The organism is Hymenobacter perfusus (assembly GCF_003944765.1).
In the GTDB taxonomy this organism is placed as follows: domain Bacteria; phylum Bacteroidota; class Bacteroidia; order Cytophagales; family Hymenobacteraceae; genus Hymenobacter; species Hymenobacter perfusus.
This window is the reverse complement of record NZ_RWIU01000002.1, coordinates 373,281-390,935: the sequence shown is the minus strand read 5'-3', so window position 1 is coordinate 390,935 and position 17,655 is coordinate 373,281. Positions and strand designations below refer to the sequence as shown.

At 61.1% G+C, this 17,655-nt stretch carries 11 protein-coding genes; 3 read left to right on the top strand and 8 right to left on the bottom strand.

Features of this window, described 5'->3' with window-relative positions; translation table 11 throughout:
* The first annotated feature begins 101 nt into the window (after positions 1-101).
* Positions 102-713, top strand: a complete 612-nt coding sequence (locus EI293_RS07790; protein WP_125436579.1) for a glutathione peroxidase — start codon at positions 102-104, stop codon at positions 711-713.
* Positions 714-798: 85 nt separating this feature from the next.
* Here EI293_RS07790 and galB read toward each other — a convergent pair whose 3' ends face one another.
* Both galB and EI293_RS07780 read right to left on the bottom strand, forming a co-directional pair.
* A complete protein-coding gene (galB, locus tag EI293_RS07785; RefSeq protein ID WP_125436578.1) occupies positions 799-3,273 on the bottom strand; it encodes a beta-galactosidase GalB in 2,475 nt (824 codons plus the stop codon).
* Positions 3,274-3,446: 173 nt separating this feature from the next.
* Positions 3,447-4,994 carry an alpha-N-arabinofuranosidase gene (locus EI293_RS07780; protein ID WP_317127205.1) on the bottom strand — a complete coding sequence of 516 codons (1,548 nt, stop codon included), beginning with the start codon at positions 4,992-4,994 and terminating at the stop codon, positions 3,447-3,449.
* A gap of 803 nt (positions 4,995-5,797) precedes the next feature.
* Between EI293_RS07780 and EI293_RS07775 the strand changes: the two genes are divergently transcribed.
* Complete coding sequence (locus tag EI293_RS07775) at positions 5,798-6,274, top strand: nucleoside deaminase (protein WP_125436576.1); 477 nt, start codon at positions 5,798-5,800, stop codon at positions 6,272-6,274.
* A gap of 197 nt (positions 6,275-6,471) precedes the next feature.
* Here the strand turns inward: EI293_RS07775 and EI293_RS07770 are convergent, their stop codons facing one another.
* A complete protein-coding gene (locus tag EI293_RS07770; protein WP_125436575.1) occupies positions 6,472-6,783 on the bottom strand; it encodes a DUF6686 family protein in 312 nt (103 codons plus the stop codon).
* A gap of 217 nt (positions 6,784-7,000) precedes the next feature.
* On the opposite strand from EI293_RS07770, the gene EI293_RS07765 reads away from it, so the two are divergent.
* Complete coding sequence (locus tag EI293_RS07765; RefSeq protein WP_170170297.1) at positions 7,001-10,237, top strand: AsmA family protein; 3,237 nt, start codon at positions 7,001-7,003, stop codon at positions 10,235-10,237.
* A gap of 68 nt (positions 10,238-10,305) precedes the next feature.
* Here EI293_RS07765 and dgt read toward each other — a convergent pair whose 3' ends face one another.
* From dgt to EI293_RS07740, 5 genes are all read right to left on the bottom strand, one after another.
* On the bottom strand, positions 10,306-11,736 hold the full coding sequence (gene dgt / locus EI293_RS07760) for a dGTP triphosphohydrolase (protein ID WP_125436573.1): 1,431 nt from the start codon (positions 11,734-11,736) through the stop codon (positions 10,306-10,308).
* 54 nt (positions 11,737-11,790) lie between these two features.
* Entirely contained in the window at positions 11,791-12,480 is a 690-nt protein-coding gene (locus tag EI293_RS07755) for a DUF1361 domain-containing protein (protein ID WP_170170296.1), read from the bottom strand.
* A gap of 192 nt (positions 12,481-12,672) precedes the next feature.
* A complete protein-coding gene (locus tag EI293_RS07750; RefSeq protein ID WP_170170295.1) occupies positions 12,673-14,079 on the bottom strand; it encodes a TolC family protein in 1,407 nt (468 codons plus the stop codon).
* 125 nt (positions 14,080-14,204) lie between these two features.
* The gene (locus EI293_RS07745) at positions 14,205-15,599 is read right to left on the bottom strand and encodes an HlyD family secretion protein (RefSeq protein WP_125436570.1); all 1,395 of its coding nucleotides are present in this window, start codon (positions 15,597-15,599) and stop codon (positions 14,205-14,207) included.
* Positions 15,600-15,667: 68 nt separating this feature from the next.
* Positions 15,668-17,383 carry a peptidase domain-containing ABC transporter gene (locus EI293_RS07740; protein WP_125436569.1) on the bottom strand — a complete coding sequence of 572 codons (1,716 nt, stop codon included), beginning with the start codon at positions 17,381-17,383 and terminating at the stop codon, positions 15,668-15,670.
* Positions 17,384-17,655: the final 272 nt, after the last annotated feature.

The window sequence follows — 17,655 nt, the reverse complement described above, 5'->3', positions numbered from 1 at the left end:
TGCCCAACACTTCGGGCCGCAACTGGTTACTACCGCTACTTCACGGGTTGGTATTGTTACATATCCAACGCCGCTCCCCCCTTTCACTCATCATCACTGCCATGCCCTCATTTCGTCAGAAAGCTCTCAAACTGCTGTATCCCCTCATCATGCGTCTGTCGAAGTCCAGCAACCGGGGCAAGGTGCTGGAAAACAAGGGCCAGGTAGCCGGTCCGGCCTCTTTCTATCAGCTCGACAGCAAACTAAACAGCGGCCAGAATCTGGCATTTCAGGATCTGAAAGGCAAGAAAGTCCTGCTGGTAAATACGGCCTCCAACTGCGGCTTTACGAATCAGTACGAGGAGCTGCAGCGGCTTTCGGAGCAGTTTAAAGATGAGCTGGTAGTGTTGGGCTTTCCGGCCAACGACTTTGCCGAGCAGGAAAAGGACGATGATACAACCATCAGCCAGTTTTGCCAGGTGAACTTTGGCGTGTCGTTTCCGCTGATGAAGAAAAGCGTGGTGGTAAAGCAAAGCGAGCAGCATCCGGTCTACCAGTGGCTCTCCGACGCCGGCCGTAACGGCTGGAACGAGCAGGCTCCCGACTGGAATTTCTCCAAGTACCTCGTCAGTGAGGATGGCCGCTTGCTCAACTACTTCGGCCCCGCCGTTTCCCCGCTCAGCGACACGGTGATAGGCAGCATCAAGGCCGCTGGTAAAGCCGCTGGTAAATAGGCTATCTGAACAAGACTTCGGCGTTTCCAACAAAAAGAGCGGACCAAGTTGGTCCGCTCTTTTTGTTTTCAGGAAGAGCTACTTTCTATTTAGTAGCCAATGCGCTGACTGTTTCCAGCTTCAGGACCACGTTTGGCAAGCCTTTCGCGGTGGCCTTTACCTCCATTGGGCCAGCCTGAGCGGTAGCCTGCACCGTGGCTACTAGTTGGCCGTGGAAGGCGTGCATGCGGGGCTGCTGGAAGGGTTCCAGGCTGGTGGCGTCGCCGTTAGCCACGGCCCGGAAGCTGCCCTGCCCCTTCACGCTGAACTGCACCTGATTGGTGGCATCGGGGCAGAGGTTGCCCTGCGCATCTTCCACGCGGACCGTTATGTACGCCAGGTCCTGACCGTCGGCCGTGAGGCGGGTGTGGTCGGTTACCAGCCGGAGGTGGTGAGGCTGGCCGGCGGTGCGCACTTCCTCTTCCGCCACGGCCTTGCCGGCGGCATCGTACGCTACCACTTTAATGCTGCCGGGCGCGTATTTCACATCGTTCCACATCAGGCGAAATTGCGTCTGGAGCTTATCGGAAGGGCCTTTGGTCCGGCGGCCCTGGCTTACGCCGTTCACGAACAGCTCGGCCGAGGGGTAGTTGGTGTAGCAGTACACGGGCGTCGTCTGGCCCTCGCGGCCGGGCCAGGTCCAATGGGGCAGCAGGTGCAGCGTGGGGCTGGCCGTATTCCAGCGCGAGCGGTAGAGGTAGTACCGGTCCTTGGGCAGGCCGGCCAGATCCATAATACCGAAGTAGGAGCTATGCGAGGGCCAGGCTTCGTCGTAAGGCGTAGGCTCCCCCAGGTAATCGAAGCCGGTCCAAACGAATTCGCCCATCACGTACGGCAGCGCATCCTGCTGCACAAATTCCTCGTCGGGCGTCTGGGACCACACGCAGGACTCCAGGTCGTAGGAAGATGACTGATTATCGGGGTATTTTTTCTGCTTGGCCAGCTCCACCGGAAACTTATATACGCCCCGGCTGCTCACCGTAGAGGCAGTTTCGGAACCCAGCATCAAGCCCTGAGGCAGCTTGGCGCGGGCTTCGGGGTAGCGGCTGGGCTTGTAGTTGAAGCCCGGCACATCGAGCAGGGCCGCAAAGCCGTTGCCCACGGCCGCGTCAAACTGATCCATGCCGGCCGTGACGGGGCGGGTGGGGTCTTCGCGGTGCACAATATCCTGTAGGCGCTGCGCAATGGCCACGCCACCGGGTGCCCACTGGTCGGGCACCTCGTTGCCGATACTCCACATGATAACCGACGGATTATTGCGGTAATGGTGCACCATATTCACCAGGTCCTTCTCCGACCACGCGTCGAAATACTGGCTGTAGCCGTTCTTGACTTTGGGCTTTTTCCACTCATCAAACGACTCTACAATCAGCATGAAGCCCATTTCGTCGCAGAGCGTTACCAGTTCCGGCGCGGGCATGTTGTGCGTGGTCCGGATGGCATCACAGCCCAGGTCCTTCAGCAGCGTCAGCTGGCGGCGCAGCGCGGCCGTATTCACGGCCGCACCCAGCGGGCCCAGGTCGTGGTGGTTGCACACACCTTTGAACTTGCGCGGCTGTCCGTTCAGCGAGAAGCCCTTGTTGGCCTCAAACCGGAACGAACGAATCCCGAACGACGTCCGGTACTCATCCTTCAGCACGTCGCCGCTGTAGAGCTTCGAGGAGGCAGAGTAGAGAACAGGCGTTTCCGGCGACCAAAGCTGCGGTTTGGGCACCACCAGGTTCTGCTCGAATTCCTGCCCGTCGGTGGCGGCCAGCGTGGCCTTGGTGGTAGCTACTACCTGCCCGGCCGCGTCGCGGATTTCGGTTTCCAGGCGCAACGGCTGAAAACTCCCGCCCGGAGTTTCCACTTTCGTGCGCAGCTTCACCTTGGCATACTCCGCCTTGATTTCGGGCGTAGTGAGGTAGGTTCCCCACACCGGAATGTGCACATTCTGGGTTACTACCAAGTGGACGTTCCGGTACAGGCCCGCGCCGGGGTACCAGCGCGAGGCTTCGGGTTGGTTACGCAGCCGTACGGCCAGCACATTCCGGCCATCGGGCCGGAGCGCGTCGGTAATGTCGCAGGAGAAGGAGTTATAGCCATAGGGCCAGGCGCCCACTTCTTTACCGTTCACGAATACGTGCGCGTCACTCATGGCTCCATCAAACAGCAGCACCGCCCGCTTACCCGGCCCGAAACCGGGCACCGCCAACTGCCGCCGGTACCAGCCGGTACCAATGAAGGGCAGCCCGCCGGTACGGCCGGCCTTCTGAGTAGCTTTTTGCTCCTGGTTCTGCTCAATCTTAACGGTTTGCAGGTCGTTGTTGCCATCAAACGGACCGTAAATAGCCCAGTCGTGGGGCACGCTTACGGTTTGCCATTTGGCATCTTTAAAATCGGGGCGGGAAGCCTCGGGCACGTCACCCTTGGTAAACTTCCAGTCGGTGGTCAGCAGGGTTTCCTGACGGGTTTGCGCAGCGGCAGGAACGGAGATTACGCACAACAGGGCCAGCGTGGGCCAGAAGAAAGGACGGGACATAGGGTAAAAAACGGGCAGCCGACAGCTTCTCGCAGCCAGACTGCCAAGTAAAAAAAGAACTCTCAGGTATTGGTTGATGACATGAAGGCGCAGGCTTGCAAAACGGGTGGCCAGGTAGTCCTCCTTCGCTCCGGGCATTACCGTCTGTGGAGCACCAGGAGGCAACCAATCGGTTACTTCAGTTCCAGCACTACCACCGACCGGGCCGGCAGTGTTACGGCCAGATTGCTGCCTTTCTTCTTTGCGCCTTTGAAGTCGGCCAGCTTCACGGTGGCAGGTTTATCAAAGGTGTTGTAATCAGCTACATTAGCCGAGGTGAGGATGCGGCCCGATACTGTTTTCCAGCTGACGCCGGGCAGCACGGTTTCCAACATCAGCGCCTTGTTGGGGTCCAGGTTGACGAGGGAAATATGCACCGCCCCGCTCTTGTCTTTGGAAGCCGAGGCATTCAGGGCCGGAATTTTCTCCCCGCCCAGCACGTAATCGGGGCTCTGGAATTGCAACGGCAGGTACTGCGCATCCTGATGCACCTGGTAAAGGTCGAAAACGTGGTAAGTAGGCGTGAGCAGCATCTTTTCCTTTTCGGTGAGGATAACCGCCTGCAGCACATTGATGGCTTGGGCCAGGTTAGCCCCGCGCACTCGGTCGCAGTGATTATTGAAGATGTTGAGCGTGGTGCCAGCCAGCAGCGCGTCGCGCAGGGTATTCTGCTGATACAGAAAGCCTGGGTTAGTCCCCGGCTCCACATCGGTCCAGATTCCCCACTCATCCACCAGCAGGGCCACTTTCTTCTCCGGGTCGTACCGGTCCATAATGGCCGCGTGCTTGGTAACAATGGCCTCCATCCTGAGGCCGTTGCGCAGGGTATTGAAATACTCCTGTTCGCCGAAGCCCGTAGCTTTGCCCTTGCTGCCGCTCCAGTTGCCGGTAGGCAGGGTGTACTGGTGCAGCGTGAGCCCCCACATCTGATTGAGTGGAATTCGTTTCATGCACGTTTCCGTCCAGTGTGCGTCGTCGCCGTTGGCTCCGCTCACAATTTTCTTCAATGGTGGTGAGGCCGGGTAGTTGTGGGCGAAGGTGGCGTAGCGCTTGTACACGTCGGTATAGTAGTCGGCCGTCATGTTGCCGCCGCAGCCCCAGCTTTCGTTGCCAATGCCCCACCAGCTCACTTTAAACGGCTCGGGGTGGCCGTTTTTGCGGCGCTCCAGCACCAGTGGGGTATCGTCGTTGGAGTTGAGATACTCCATCCAGCCGGCCATTTCCTGCACCGTGCCGCTGCCGACGTTGGCGGCCAGGTAAGGCTCAGTGCCCAGCAACTGACACAGCTCCAGAAACTCGTGTGTCCCGAAGCTATTGTCCTCCAGATTGTTGCCCCACCACATATTCAGCATTTTGGGGCGCTGGTCCGTTGGACCCACGCCGTCACGCCAGTGGTACGTATCGGCGAAGCAGCCGCCGGGCCAGCGCAGGTTGGGCACCTTAATTTTGCGCAGCGCCTCCACCACATCCAGCCGGATCCGGCCCTGCTTCGGCACGTTCAGCCCCTCTTCCACCCAGATACCGTCGTAGATGCAGCGGCCCAGGTGCTCGGCAAACTGACCCTGAATATGCCGGCTGATTTCCAGCTTTGGGTTACCAGGCTGTACCGTCATCTGCACCGTCTGGGCCGGGGCCAGCAGCGGCAGCAGGCTTAGCACGGGAGCCAGCGCAACACGTACCAACTGCTTCCATCGGGAACAATAACACTGATTCAATACAAAAATCGAATGGGTGGGCATGGCAGAAACGGTAAGTCGGCAATGCGCATTCAAGGCGCGTGTACTTCAAATCATAAGTGTAGAAAGAGTCGAATGCGGCCTCGATCCACGTGTTACTTTCTTTTTCAGGCAGATTAGCGAAAGCCACTAGCCGTCCGATGACTTTCAGGACCCTAAACTCCGATTTTTTTCGCACAATCGTTTGTGCATATAGCAAACGTTTGCACGATTTACGATTCATTCGTGCATTAATAATCAGCATGCTACTCCCGCAACGGGCTGTAGTCGTGAAGAATAGTCGCGTAGGACTCTATCAGCCATATGCTCGCTTAGCTAACCCACGAAGTCAATTAGCTGTGTCTCTCCCGAACTGTTGTGGCATCAACACGCTCATTAGCAGGCATAAAAAAAGGCGACTCAGTGAGCCGCCCCTTTTCCACAACCAAAACACCTAAAAAAACTATTCTTTCAGCATTACTCAAGACAATTATCGGGCCAGAAAAACTTTCCCGCTATTGAATTAAGCCACTGCAGAACAGCTTCTATAGTGTCTACACGATAGAGAGTCGATGAGGGCCAGGAAAGGTTGCATAGCGTTTCGAAAAAAATCGGAGCGCTGCGGAAATGCCAACTAGCCGGTACCCAAGGGGCTATGAGCACCGGTTGTGTTGGCAGTAGTGTAAACGGGCTTTTGAGTGTATTTTGCGCAGTTTTTCACTGTTTTTCATTTTTCCGGCTTTTTCTGCCTCTTCCGGCACTGCTCCCTTATGGATACTCCCAATCCCGAATTTATGCGCGAAGCAATTCGCTTGTCCATTGAGAAAATGCAGGCCGGCTTTGGTGGCCCTTTCGGGGCAGTAGTCGTGAAGGATGGGCAAATTATTGCCCGGGGCTTCAATCAGGTAACCAGCACCAACGACCCCACCTGCCACGCCGAAGTAGACGCCATCCGCAAGGCCTGCGCCGCGCTGGGCACCTTCCAGCTCGACGGCTGCGACCTGTACACAAGTTGCGAGCCCTGTCCGATGTGCCTTGGAGCCATCTACTGGGCCCGCCCCCGCCGCGTTTTCTACGGCAATAACAAGCAGGACGCGGCGGCTATCGGGTTTGACGACCAGTTTATTTACGAAGAGCTTGAGCAGCCCCTGGAGGACCGCCGCATCCCAATGGTGGAATTACTGCGGGAAGAAGCTTTGGCCGGCTTTCAAGCCTGGTCGCAAAAAGAAGGCCGTACCGATTACTAATCCGGCCTGTCTCCTGTCAACAAATGGCCCTCCGGTTTTGCAGCTGCAGGGCCATTTGCTTGTATTGCCCTGCAAGCTTAGCCATGACATTTTCAGGAGCCGCAAGTCCTCTCTGCTGTTTGGCCATTACCGCTCCCAAAGCATCGGCAGCTAACTGGCACAGGCAGCATCAACTGGCCCCGCTCCGAAAGACGCGCTTATTGCAGCAGCAACTCTACTTCCAACAACAGAGCTGTGTTTTCCAGAATATCACGGAGCTGAGTGAGTTCTACCAGTGAGAACACCAGGGCCAGCCGGAGGGCGGAGGTGCGCAGGGCAATGCACCGTGCTTCTGGGTCGTGGGTGCGCAGGCAGTGATGCTGCCAGGTGTCACCTACGGAACGGCGAAATTTCTGAAACTCTTCGGGCGTAGTAGCCAAAGCCACATTGCCGAAGCACACGTGCAGATGCCGGGTGCGCGGACAGCGGGCACAATACCCGAAATCGTTGTGATGAAAGAATTGAGCCATAAAGCATGCTGTTCAACGGTGTGCAGGTAGTTGCAAGTATAACTATTTAGAATTTGTATAAATAAAATTCTACCATATTTCTTCTCCGGCGACGGTTAGCCGAGGCGGCAAGACGGGATGAGAGTGGAACGGTAATTTCTGGCGAGCGACGTGGCACGCAATGCGCTTTCTGCGTAGAAGCCAACGACCAACCTGCTACCTGTTCGTTCGCGCTTCTATGAAAATGCCTCTGTTCCGCCGTGTACTGGCCTTTTCTGTTGTGGGGCTGCTGCTGGCGGTAGTAGCAGGGGGCTGGCTGCTGAGTACGCACTGGGGGCGGCAACAGCTGGAACACTTGATCCGGCAACGCCTGGCCCGGCAATCGGACCTGGTGCTGGGGCCGATGGAAATAGATTTCTCGATGCTACGCGACTTCCCCCACCTGACGGCCTCGGTGCAGCATCTTTCCCTCACGGATACCTCCTACCAGCGGGCCGTGCCGGTCCTGCAGATTGGTCGGGCCGATGTGAGGCTGGAGCTGCGCCACATCTGGCGGGGCGAGTTCCGGGTAAGCCACCTCACCATTCAGGATGCCGTATTCCGGCAGGTAACTGACTCCCTGGGCCGCGACTGGGGCCTAAGGGGCAAAGGTCCGCGCCGGAGTCAGCCTAAGTCGCCCCCCGATTTCAACCTGGATTCTCTGCGGCTGCTGAACGTGCGGGTTATTAACCGCAATGAGCTTCATAACAGCGGCTTCTCGGCTCATGTGCGCCAGGGCCGGCTGCGGGTGCAGGTAAAAGCAGGCCAGGCAAACGTGCGGGGCTGGCTGAACGGGCAACTGGTGTATCTGCGCAGCAGCCGGGGCAATCTGTTTGAACAGGAGCCCGTGGTGGCACGTATCCGCTACCGCTACGATTTTCAGCGGCGGGAAGGTACGTTTGAGCGTACCCGCGCCACGCTCAACGGCGACACGGTGCTGGTAAACGGTACGCACCGTGGTGCCAGCCCCGCTGAACCCCGTGGTACCCATCTCAACCTCACGTTTCAGGGCAATCAGCCGTTGCTGGAGATTCTGCACACGGCCCTGCCGCCCGGGCTGGAGCGGTTTCTGCGCGGAGCCCGGAGCCCCAGTCACGCCCATATTCATTATACCATCCGGGGCCTCAGCGGCCCTACCACCCGGCCGCGCACGGTGCTGCACTTCACCATGCGTAATGCCCAGGTCCAGTGGGCCGATTCGGCGCGGCGGATTAAGCGCTGGGACGCCCGGGGCACCTTCGACAACGGGCCGGACCACGCGCCCCGCACCACGTCGCTGCGGTTTGATCAGTGCCGGCTGTACTCGGAAGCGGGTCAGCTGGACGCGGTGCTGCTGGTGCGCGACTTCACCCGCCCGCATCTGAGCGGCCACGTACGCGGGCGTACTGAGCTGCAGACGCTGGCCTCGGTGGTGGTACCCGATTTATGGCGCGCGCGCCAGGGCCAGGCGGCGCTTGACCTGGAGCTGAACGGAATACTGCCGGCCATTCCGAACCGCACTGCCCGCCGGGCATTGCTTGCTGACACGCTACTGCCGCCCATTGCCGCCCGGGGCACCGTACGCCTCGAAAAGGCCACCTTTGATATTCCGAGCCGCCGGGCCCGCATGAGCAATCTGAACGTACAGGTGCGGTTGCAGGACAGTATCTGGCGGCTGGAAAACCTGACGGGCCGGCTCAATGGCATGCGCGTACAGGCCAATGCTACCACTACCCATTTGCTGGCCTATTTCAGCGGGCAGCATTCTACTACCCGAGTAGAGGGCACTTTCGCGGTAGATGAAATTCAGTTGAATGAGTTGCGGCGTCTGCTGGCGGCGCCCGGCGGCGGGCGCAAAAAGCCGGCCCAGTCCCCCCGGGCGGGTTATACCCGCAACCAGGATCTGGCTGCCCGGGCCCTTAATGTTTTGCCGCCCGGCCTGCGGCTGAACGTGGCCCTGCACTGCCAGCGGCTGGTGGTAGGCCATGATACTCTCCGGCGCATGGCCGCCACGGTACGCCACGACGGCCACAATGTGCAACTCCGTGACCTGCACGTAGAAGTATGGGGAGGGCAGCTCAGCGGGGTGGTCAGCTGGCCTACTGATACGCTGAACCTACAGCCCATAGCGGCCCGTCTGGCAGTGCATTTTCCCACCCTTAGCTACCAGCAATTGTTAGGTAGAATTACTCGTCCGAGCCGCCGCCCCGCCAAAGCAGCCCCTGACCCAACCCTGCGCGACGTGCTGCTGGCAGCCAACAGCGACGTTACAGCTACCATCGACCGGCTGCAGCTGCCCGGTTCCGATGAGCTGACCCAGGTACAAGTCCAGCTGAAAAAAAACGGCCCCGACTTTCAGATCCCGGCGTTTACATTCCGGACGGGGATGGGCGGGCAAGGGCGCATCAGTGCCAGTGCGCGGCTGGCTGGCCACCACCTCAGCCGCGCCCGTGCCAACCTGGACCTGCGCTACGCCACGCTGGATGTGCAGGCACTGCTGCAACTGCTGGCGGCCCTGAGCACGGTGCCGGAACAACCGGCCAACAGTACCCGCAGCCGTACCCGCCGGGCTGCCGGCTCACCCTCTCCTTTTCTTGATGGCACCGTGACGGGTCAGGTTCGGGTAACAGCGGATGCGATGCACTACGGAGCCCTGCGCGGCCAGAACTTCCGGTTGATGAGCTACCTGGAAGCGGGCAGAGCGCGGGTGGAAGAATGCTCGATGCAGGCTTTTGGCGGACAGCTGTACCTGAAAGGTATTCTGCAAACCGATTCGGGGGCGAACCACCACCCGCTGCACGCTCAGGTGCGGGTGCAGCAGGTGCAACTGCCGGCACTGTTTGCCTTGGCGCGGGAACTGGGCTTCGATGTACTGGGACCGGAGAATATCCGGGGCACTATGCAGGCCCAGGCCGACGTTCGCACCGACCTAGACCAGACGTTTCTGCCCCGCCTCGCCAGTACCCGGGCTTTTCTACGCACCGATTTGCGCAACCTGGAACTGCTGCAGGTAGACGCCCTGATGCAGGCCCTGCGCATCCTGAGCGAAAAGCGAACCAGCCACCTGTTCTTCGAGCCGGTGCAGCCCCGCTTTGTGCTGGAAGGCAGCAAAGTGCTTATCCCGGGCCTCAACCTGAGCAGTAACCTCACAGATATGCAGGTAACCGGCGAATACAGCCTCGATGGCCACGCCAACCTGTACGTGGGTCTCAGCCCGCTCCAGGCCCTGCTGGGCAACAACCGCAAGCGCATTGCCCGCATCCAGAGCGGCGAAGCCACCCAGCGGCGCAGCCGGGGCCTGGTATTCGTGAATCTACGCCGGACGCCGGGTACCCCGTACAAAGTGCGCCTGTTCAAGAAAAAGGAACAGCACCAAATGCAGCAGGAGCTGCAGGCCAAATACCAGCAGCTCCTGCGCATTCAACCCCTGGATACTACTTTTCGGCTGCTGCAGTAGCCGACGGCTACCTGATAAGGAGAACGAATGGCTTCCGGGTAAAATATGCTATGCCAAATGCTCACCGCTTACAGGCGGCCGGGCAGGTCTGTTCCGTGAATGGTCCGGAACAGACTCAGCGCATTTTCATCCGTCAGGCCACCAATGTAATCGGTAAGCAGGATAATCTGCTCGTAGGGTGTGGCTTCCTGCTGCGGCCCCACGGCCCGAAACTGCGCCGGCAGCAGTTGTAGCAGCTTGCGGGAACGGGGACTCTGCTGCGGGTCGAAGGTGGCGTGCAGGAAGGCGTGCAGCAGGCCCGCCAGCACCTCGAACCCGGCGGCCTCAATTTCGAGCACCGGCCGGCTTTCGTAGAGGTAGTACCGCGTGAGCCGCCCGATTTCCTGCAGCTGCGGCCAGCAGTCCAGCTGCTGCACCAGCGGCTCATCGGCGTGGCCGCGTAGCAGGGCGGCGGCGCGGTCAGCAAACAGGCGGGCCGTCTGCTGCACCAGTCGGTTGATGAGGCGCGCGCGCAGGTAACCCAGCTCCTCGCGCCAGTCGCGCCACTCCACCGAACCCTGGCGATTGGGCGCGTCGCCCAGCAGCTCGCGCAGCAGGCCCAGCCCTTCGGCGGCCGGAATCAGTCCCAGCCGCAGCCCGTCTTCCAGATCAATGATGCGGTAGCAGATGTCATCGGCGGCCTCTACCAGAAACGCCAGCGGGTGTCGGCAGAACGCGGTAGCCTCGACATCAGCATCGGGCGTGGCTGACCGGGCCAGCAGGCCCAGCTCGCGGGCCACTTCCCGAAAGCGCGGGGCTTCGGTCTGGAAGTAACCATACCGCTGCTCACTGATACCGCCGGTGAGGGTAGTTTCGTCGCTTATTGAAGGCCGGGGGTACTTCAGGAACGCCCCCAGCGTGGCGTAAGTCAGCCCCAGGCCAGCCGAGCCGCTGCTGTGGGCCGCGTAGGTGTGGGTGAGCACCCGGAAACCTGCCGCGTTGCCCTCAAACTGCTGCAAATCGGCGCGCTGGGCGGGCGTGAGCATCCGCACGAAAGGCTCGGCGGCACTGCTGCGGAAGTACGCCGAAATAGCATCCTCACCGGAATGACCGAAGGGCGGGTTACCGATATCGTGAACCAGACAGGCGGCGGCCACAATGTCGCCGAAGTCGCTATCCAGGTGCGGGAGCTGGGCGGCGAGTTCCTCACTTTCCTCCAGTAGCAGCCGGCCTCCGAGGCGGCCCAGGGAGCGGCCCACACTGGCTGTTTCGAGGGCGTGGGTGAGGCGGGTATGCACGAAGTCGGTTTCGGGCAGCGGCATCACCTGGGTTTTGCGCTGCAGCCGTCGGAAGGCCGAGCTGAACACCACCCGGTCGTAATCCTGCACGAAGGCTCCGCGCACCGGCGGCGCATCCGTGACAACGTGGAGTTGGGGCTGCTCGGGGTAGCGGCGGCGGCTGAGCAGGCGCGGCCAGCTCATCGGGGTGGGAGAATTCTCGTCGGGGGTGAGGTGCAGCATAGGGCGGGCAAGGTAGCAGGGTAGGCCGATATACGCTATGCCAGCCGCCGTTGGTTATGCCGCTTCCCGCTCCTCTCCCAGCCGGCCCAGCAGCCGCACGGTGGCGTAGCCCAGCAGTAGAAACACGCCATAGAGCAGCGTAACGCCCCAGGTGCCCCGGTGCGCGGCCGGGTGCAGCAACCGGCTCACAATATCATAAAACAGCGTGACGGGGTTGGTAAGGATATCCCAGCTATTGAAGCGCAGGAAGCGGCCCAGGTAAATGCCGAAGCTGCTTAGCAGCAGAGCCACCGTGGCAAAAGCCCAGCCCGCCCCCGCGCCCAGGCGGCGCGCTACCAGCTGCTGCATATCGGTGAGGGAGGCGTAGGCCAGCATCAGCCCGTTCCAAGCGCAACTCAGAATCAGGGCCAGATCGTACCAATAGGGCACGCCGGCGCGGGGCTCCAGGTGAAACAGGTCGGTGAGGATGTAGGGCGCGTTCGGGAAGAACAGCAGCCAGGCCGCCCCCACCGGCAGCAGCACCCGCGCCCGCAACTTCCCCGCCGACAACCCCAGCATGGTGCTCAGCCCGAACGGAATCAGAGCCAGAAACAGGTTCCAGAGCAGAAAGACGAAGGAAATCTTGTGCGTCAGGAATACGCGGAAGGTAATCAGCACCACGCTCAGCGTGAGCGACGCGCCCAGCACCAGTAGCAGGTTCAGGCGCTGGCGCAGTTGGGGCAAAGACAAGGCAGCAACGGACATCGGCATATGCACAAGTACGGAATTTTTAACCGCCGATGATAACGGCGGGTTGCCCTGTTTGGTGTGCTCACCCTGTTGCCAGTTGTGCGTTGCCAGTTACTGCTACTCCGGTATCATTTAGATGGCCTCAAACGACAACCGGCCCGACAGCTTACAGCCGCCGGACCGGGACGTACAGTTCACGCTAGTGCGCTACTCGATACCACCTGCAGCCCAGCGCAGTGTGGCTTGGGTCTGGGCGTACTTGGCCTGCAGTTCAGCCAGCTTCACGCGGGCCGATACCAACGTGGCTTCGCGGGAGTTAATGAGGAACACCGAGCTTTCCCCGTTCTCGAAACGGATCTGCTCGCCGGTCCGCAGCCGCTCGGCGTTGCGCACTACCTGCTCCTGCAGGGTCAGCTGTTCGCGCAGGGCCTCCCACTCGTTGGCCACGGTGCGCACACCGGTTTCAATCTCGCGGGTGTCCTGCTGCAGATCGAATTGCAGCTCCTGCTGCTTGAGGCGGTTCAGCTGGAGCTTGGCGCGCTCCTGGCGTAGCAGCAGCGGGTAGGCAAAGCTCACGCCTAGCTTGTAGTTGTTCTGCAGATACGCGCCGCTCAGACTGGCCGGCTTTTCGGGATTGAAGGGCTGGCCGGCCTGCAACAGGTTGTAATCGACGGAAAGCTTGGGCAGCAGCTTATTGGTGAGCAGGCGCCGCTCCACGCCCAGCTGGCTGAGCTTGGCCCGGCTCTTCTGCAGCTCCGGATGAATCTGCTGGGCCAGCTGGCTGAGCTGGGCCACCGAGTCGGGCGGCAGGGTGCGCCAGTCGGCGGGACCGGGCAGCACCTGGGGCCGGGTGGCGGCGGGCAGTTCCCGGGGCTGCTGCTGCTCGTCCCAGAGGTAGTTGCTAAGCAGCAGCGTGGAGTTGCGGAACTGCACCCGCGCCTGACTGAGCGTGGCCAGCCGGTTCTGCAGCTCCGTCAGGGCCTCCACCGAGTCGATGGCGGCCAGGTCGCCGAACAGCACGCGCTGACGCACGGCCTCGAAGCGCACGTTGGCCAGGCCCGCGTTGCGGTCCAGTAGCCGCAGCCGCTGGTAGTTCAGGCTCCAGTCCCAGTAGTCCTTAGCGGCTTGCAGCAGCAGCTTGTTGAGGGCCCCGCGCCGCTCGGCTTCGGCCAAGCCCTGCAGTGCCTGCGCCTGGCGCACGGCGGCACGGCGCTCATCAATGAGCAGCCCCTGAGCCAGCGGCACCGAAAGGCCCAGGTAGCTCAGGCCGGCCGGCGAGGTCTGGCTCTCGGGGTTGATGTAGGTACCCACGCCCCTATCGAAACCAGCTTTTACATCAGCCCCGAACCAGAGGGGCACCCGCAGCTGCGAATCCCAGTCGTGGAAATACTCTTTGCCGCCGAAGGTTTTACCGTAGTATTTGCTGGCGGCGGTGGGGTCGAACATGCCCCGGGCGTAGCGTACTTCCTGCAGGGCGCGCTCGGGCAGAAGCCCGGCCTGCCGGGCCACCGGGTGCCGCAGGGCCACGTAAGTCAGCAAATCGTTGAGCGAAAACACCTGCCCGGAATCGGCCGGGGCAATACTGGTGGCAGGCCGGGTCAGGGGTGGCGTCAAGGGCCGGACTACGGGCTGTGCCGTAGCCAAGTGCGGCAGCAGCCCGGCTATAGCCCACACCAGAAGCCATAGGAGTTTCCGACGGCTCCGCCCTGAGGTGGGGGTCATCCCTACTGAGGAGCGGCTCATTTGGCTTCCTCCTCCTCCGCCGAGCCCGTGGGTTTGGCGGCTTTCTTGGCGTCCTTCTTGGCCGATTCGGCCGGGCGACCCACGAAATCGGGCGGGAAGCCATTGAGCTGCCGCCACAGCTCGTACCAGATGGGCACGTCGTCGAGCAACGCCCAGCCGTATACGCCCGAGCCTACCCGCAATGGCTTCGGCCAGGCTTCCAGCTCGGGGTCGGGAATTACCAGAATACGGTACTGCCCCTGCGAGTCGATATTATCGATGACCGCCACCCGGCCCCCGAAGGTGCCGAAGCTGGTGCCGGGCCAGCCGCTGAATACCAGTGCCGGCCACCCATCAAACTGCAGGCGCACCTTGCGGCCCACGCTCAGCAGCGGGATATCCATGGGCTGCACGTACAGCTCGGCGGCCAGGGCGGGGGCAATAGGCATGATGGTGACGATGTCTTCGCCTTCCTTGATAATCTCGCCGAGGCCTTCCTTCAGGGCCCGCACCACGTAACCGTCCTGCGGGGCCGTGATGTGGTAGTAGCCCGAGCGGATGCTGAGGTTGGCCAGCTCGTTGCGTAGCTTGGCAATCTGGCCTTCCGAGTCAAACTGGTAGGCCACGGCCGAGCGGCGGTCCGATTCGGACTTGGCTAGTTTGTCCTGATATTCAGCCTGCAACGATGACAGCTCCAGCTGGGAATTCACCAGCTCCTGCCGCGAAGCACCCAGCTTGTTTTCCACGGCCTGGCGCTTGGCGGTGCTTTCCTGAAACTTCAGGCGGCGCTGCTCCAGCTCGGTCAGGCTCTTGAGGCCCTGCTTGTAGAGGGCCTCCTGGCGGGCCAGCTGTTGCTCGGCAATGCTGAAGTCGTTGTTGGCGGCGCGCAGCTCGGCCTCATCGGAGTTTACTTTGAGACGGGCTTGGCTGACTTTGTTGCGGGCCTTGTCGAGGCTCACGGCCAGGCCGCTGCGCAGGGCCACCTGCTGGTCGCCGAGGGCCACGGTTTTGCCCTTGTTTTCTTCCAGCGAGGCAATTTTGGCCGCCAGCTGCTCGCGGGTACGGGTCAGCAGCTCGGGGTCGAAATACTTTTCCTTGATTTCGGTGATGAGCACCAGCGTATCGCCCTTGGCTACGCGCTGGCCTTCCCGCACCAGCCATTTATTAATCCGGCCGCCAATGGTGCTGGGCACGGTTTGGGGGCGGTCCTGGGGGCGCAGGGTGGTGAGCTGGCCGGTGGAGCGGATGTTCTGCGTCCAAGGCAGAAAGCCGGCCAGAATGATGAGGATGCCCAACCCGCCCAGCCAGCGGGCCACGGTGCGGCCGGCGCGTGGCGTCTGCACCTGCTCAAACGAGCGGAAGCGCGACGTCAGCGGGTTGGTTTCTTCCAGTGGGTGTTCAGCGAAAGGCACAGGATAGCGGAATTAGTCAGTGAGGGAAGAGCGGGGCGGCCAGCCAGGGCAGCCACCCCGGAGCGGGCTTAGCGGGTGAGTTGCGGGGCAACGTCTTCAAAAGAGCCATTGGCCACTAGACGGCCTTCGCGCAGCAGAGCCAGCCGGGGACAAAGCTCCAGTACGCCGCGGTCGTTGGAAGCCAGAATAATGGTCCAGGGCTGAGCAGCATCGAGCAAACGGCGCAGAATACGTAGGCGTTCCACGGGCTCTACGCCGGGCAGGAAGTTATCGAGCAGCAGCAGGCGGGGCCGGCTTACCAGAGCGCGGGCCAGCAGCAGCTTCTGCCGGACGCTGTCGGAAAATGGAGTACCGATACCCAGGGGCGTGTTCAGGCCCTGCGGCCGGCTGTAGAAGTCGTCGCGCAGGCCCACCAGCTCCAGCGCCCAGGCCACATCGTCGGCACTCACGCGGGGCTGGTCAAGGGTCAGATTCTGGAGCAGGGTGCCGTCGAACAGGTGCTGATGCGCAATATTGTCGCCCACGTAGCGGCCCAGGGCCTCGCTGGAAATGTCCTGCAGCGCCAACCCATCGTAGGCGACCACGCCGGTGTAGCCGTCGAGCAAGCCGGCCAGAATGCGCAGCAGCGTAGTTTTGCCCGAGCCATCGGTGCCGGCTAAGCCCAGGTGCTCCCCGGCGGTCAACGTCAGCGACACTTCCTGCACCGGCTGCTTGGTGCCGCCGGGGTACTGGTACGCCAAGTGGCGCAGCTCCACGCGTATTCCGGCATTGGTAGCGGGCAGCGGCAGCTCCACGCCCACGTGGGGCGTCAGCACCGGCAGATCCAGCACATGGCCGATTTTATCGAGCGACGTCAGGGCGTCGTACACCACATCCAGCTTGAGCAGCAGCTTCTCCACGGCCGAGATGATGAGGATGATGACGATTTCGGCCGCCACGAACTGACCAATATTGATCTGCTTGCTGATCAGCAGCCAGCACCCGATGATGAGCAGGGAGGCAGTAATGAGCGTTTTGAATGCCACGAAGCCCCAGAATTGCGTCAGGAGCACCCGGAAGTGACTTTGCCGCGCCGTGAGGTAGCCCTGCACCAGCCCATCGGTGCGGCTGAGGGCCAACTCCTGCCGCTGGCCGTGGCGGAAAGTATGCACCGTGCGGGCCACGTCTTCGAGCCAAGCCACCACGCGGTACTTGTATTTCGATTCTACCAGACTGGTTTTCAAGCCGTCACCACCCGTCAGGCGCACCATCAGCACCAGCAAGCCAATCAGCAGCAGGCCGAACGCAATGAAGATGGGATGATAAAAGCTGAGCAGAATCAACCCAAACAAAATCTGCAAAGCCGCCGCCGAAAACTCGACCAGCAGCGTGGAAAGGCCTTTTTGCAGCGTGGGCGTATCAAGCAGGCGGTTTACCAGCTCCGGCAGGTACTGGCCATCCAGCTGCTCGGTCCGGATGCGGGGCAGGCGGACGGCAAAATCCAGGCTGATGCGGGCAAACAGCCGCTGCTGAATAAACTCTACCAGGTACAGCTGCATTACCTGCAGCGCGCCTACCAGAAACGTGCCCACCACAATAAAGCCGATGAGCACGATGAGCGAGGTGCTCACGTCGCCGCTGCTCACGAAGCCGATAACGGATTGTACGCCCAGCGGCAGCGTCAGGCTGATAAGCCCGGTGAGGGCGGCGTACACGTATAAGTAGGTAATGTCGCGGCGCTCAGACGCCAGCAGGCGCAGCAGGCGCTGCCCGGGAGTGAGGGAGGGTTCGGGGTGGTCGGCCATAGGGGGAGTAGTGGTGGCAAGCAGAACAGGCAGCTCCGAAGAGCCAGTTGGAAGCAGGCCAGCAACTCAATAACTCCCACGCACCGGAAAGTTCTACAACCTGCGTAGGACCACTGAATCGACGGCAGCTCAACCGTGACAAAGGTACGGCCGCCCGGCAGGCCTAAACTTAAGACCGGGTTAAATGCAGCTTAATTCCAGATTAAAATAATTCCAATTAACCGCCGGTAGCCGCCCGGACGCAGCGGGGCTACGTCTTCCCCGCCGCAACT

Excerpts from the sequence above, each read along its gene's own strand:
- EI293_RS07790 (WP_125436579.1), top strand. The coding sequence starts at position 102 with ATGCCCTCATTTCGTCAGAAAGCTCTCAAACTGCTGTATCCCCTCATC.
- galB (WP_125436578.1), bottom strand. The coding sequence starts at position 3,273 with ATGTCCCGTCCTTTCTTCTGGCCCACGCTGGCCCTGTTGTGCGTAATC.
- EI293_RS07775 (WP_125436576.1), top strand. The coding sequence starts at position 5,798 with ATGGATACTCCCAATCCCGAATTTATGCGCGAAGCAATTCGCTTGTCC.
- EI293_RS07770 (WP_125436575.1), bottom strand. The coding sequence starts at position 6,783 with ATGGCTCAATTCTTTCATCACAACGATTTCGGGTATTGTGCCCGCTGT.
- EI293_RS07765 (WP_170170297.1), top strand. The coding sequence starts at position 7,001 with ATGAAAATGCCTCTGTTCCGCCGTGTACTGGCCTTTTCTGTTGTGGGG.
- dgt (WP_125436573.1), bottom strand. The coding sequence starts at position 11,736 with ATGCTGCACCTCACCCCCGACGAGAATTCTCCCACCCCGATGAGCTGG.
- EI293_RS07755 (WP_170170296.1), bottom strand. The coding sequence starts at position 12,480 with ATGTCCGTTGCTGCCTTGTCTTTGCCCCAACTGCGCCAGCGCCTGAAC.
- EI293_RS07740 (WP_125436569.1), bottom strand. The coding sequence starts at position 17,383 with ATGGCCGACCACCCCGAACCCTCCCTCACTCCCGGGCAGCGCCTGCTG.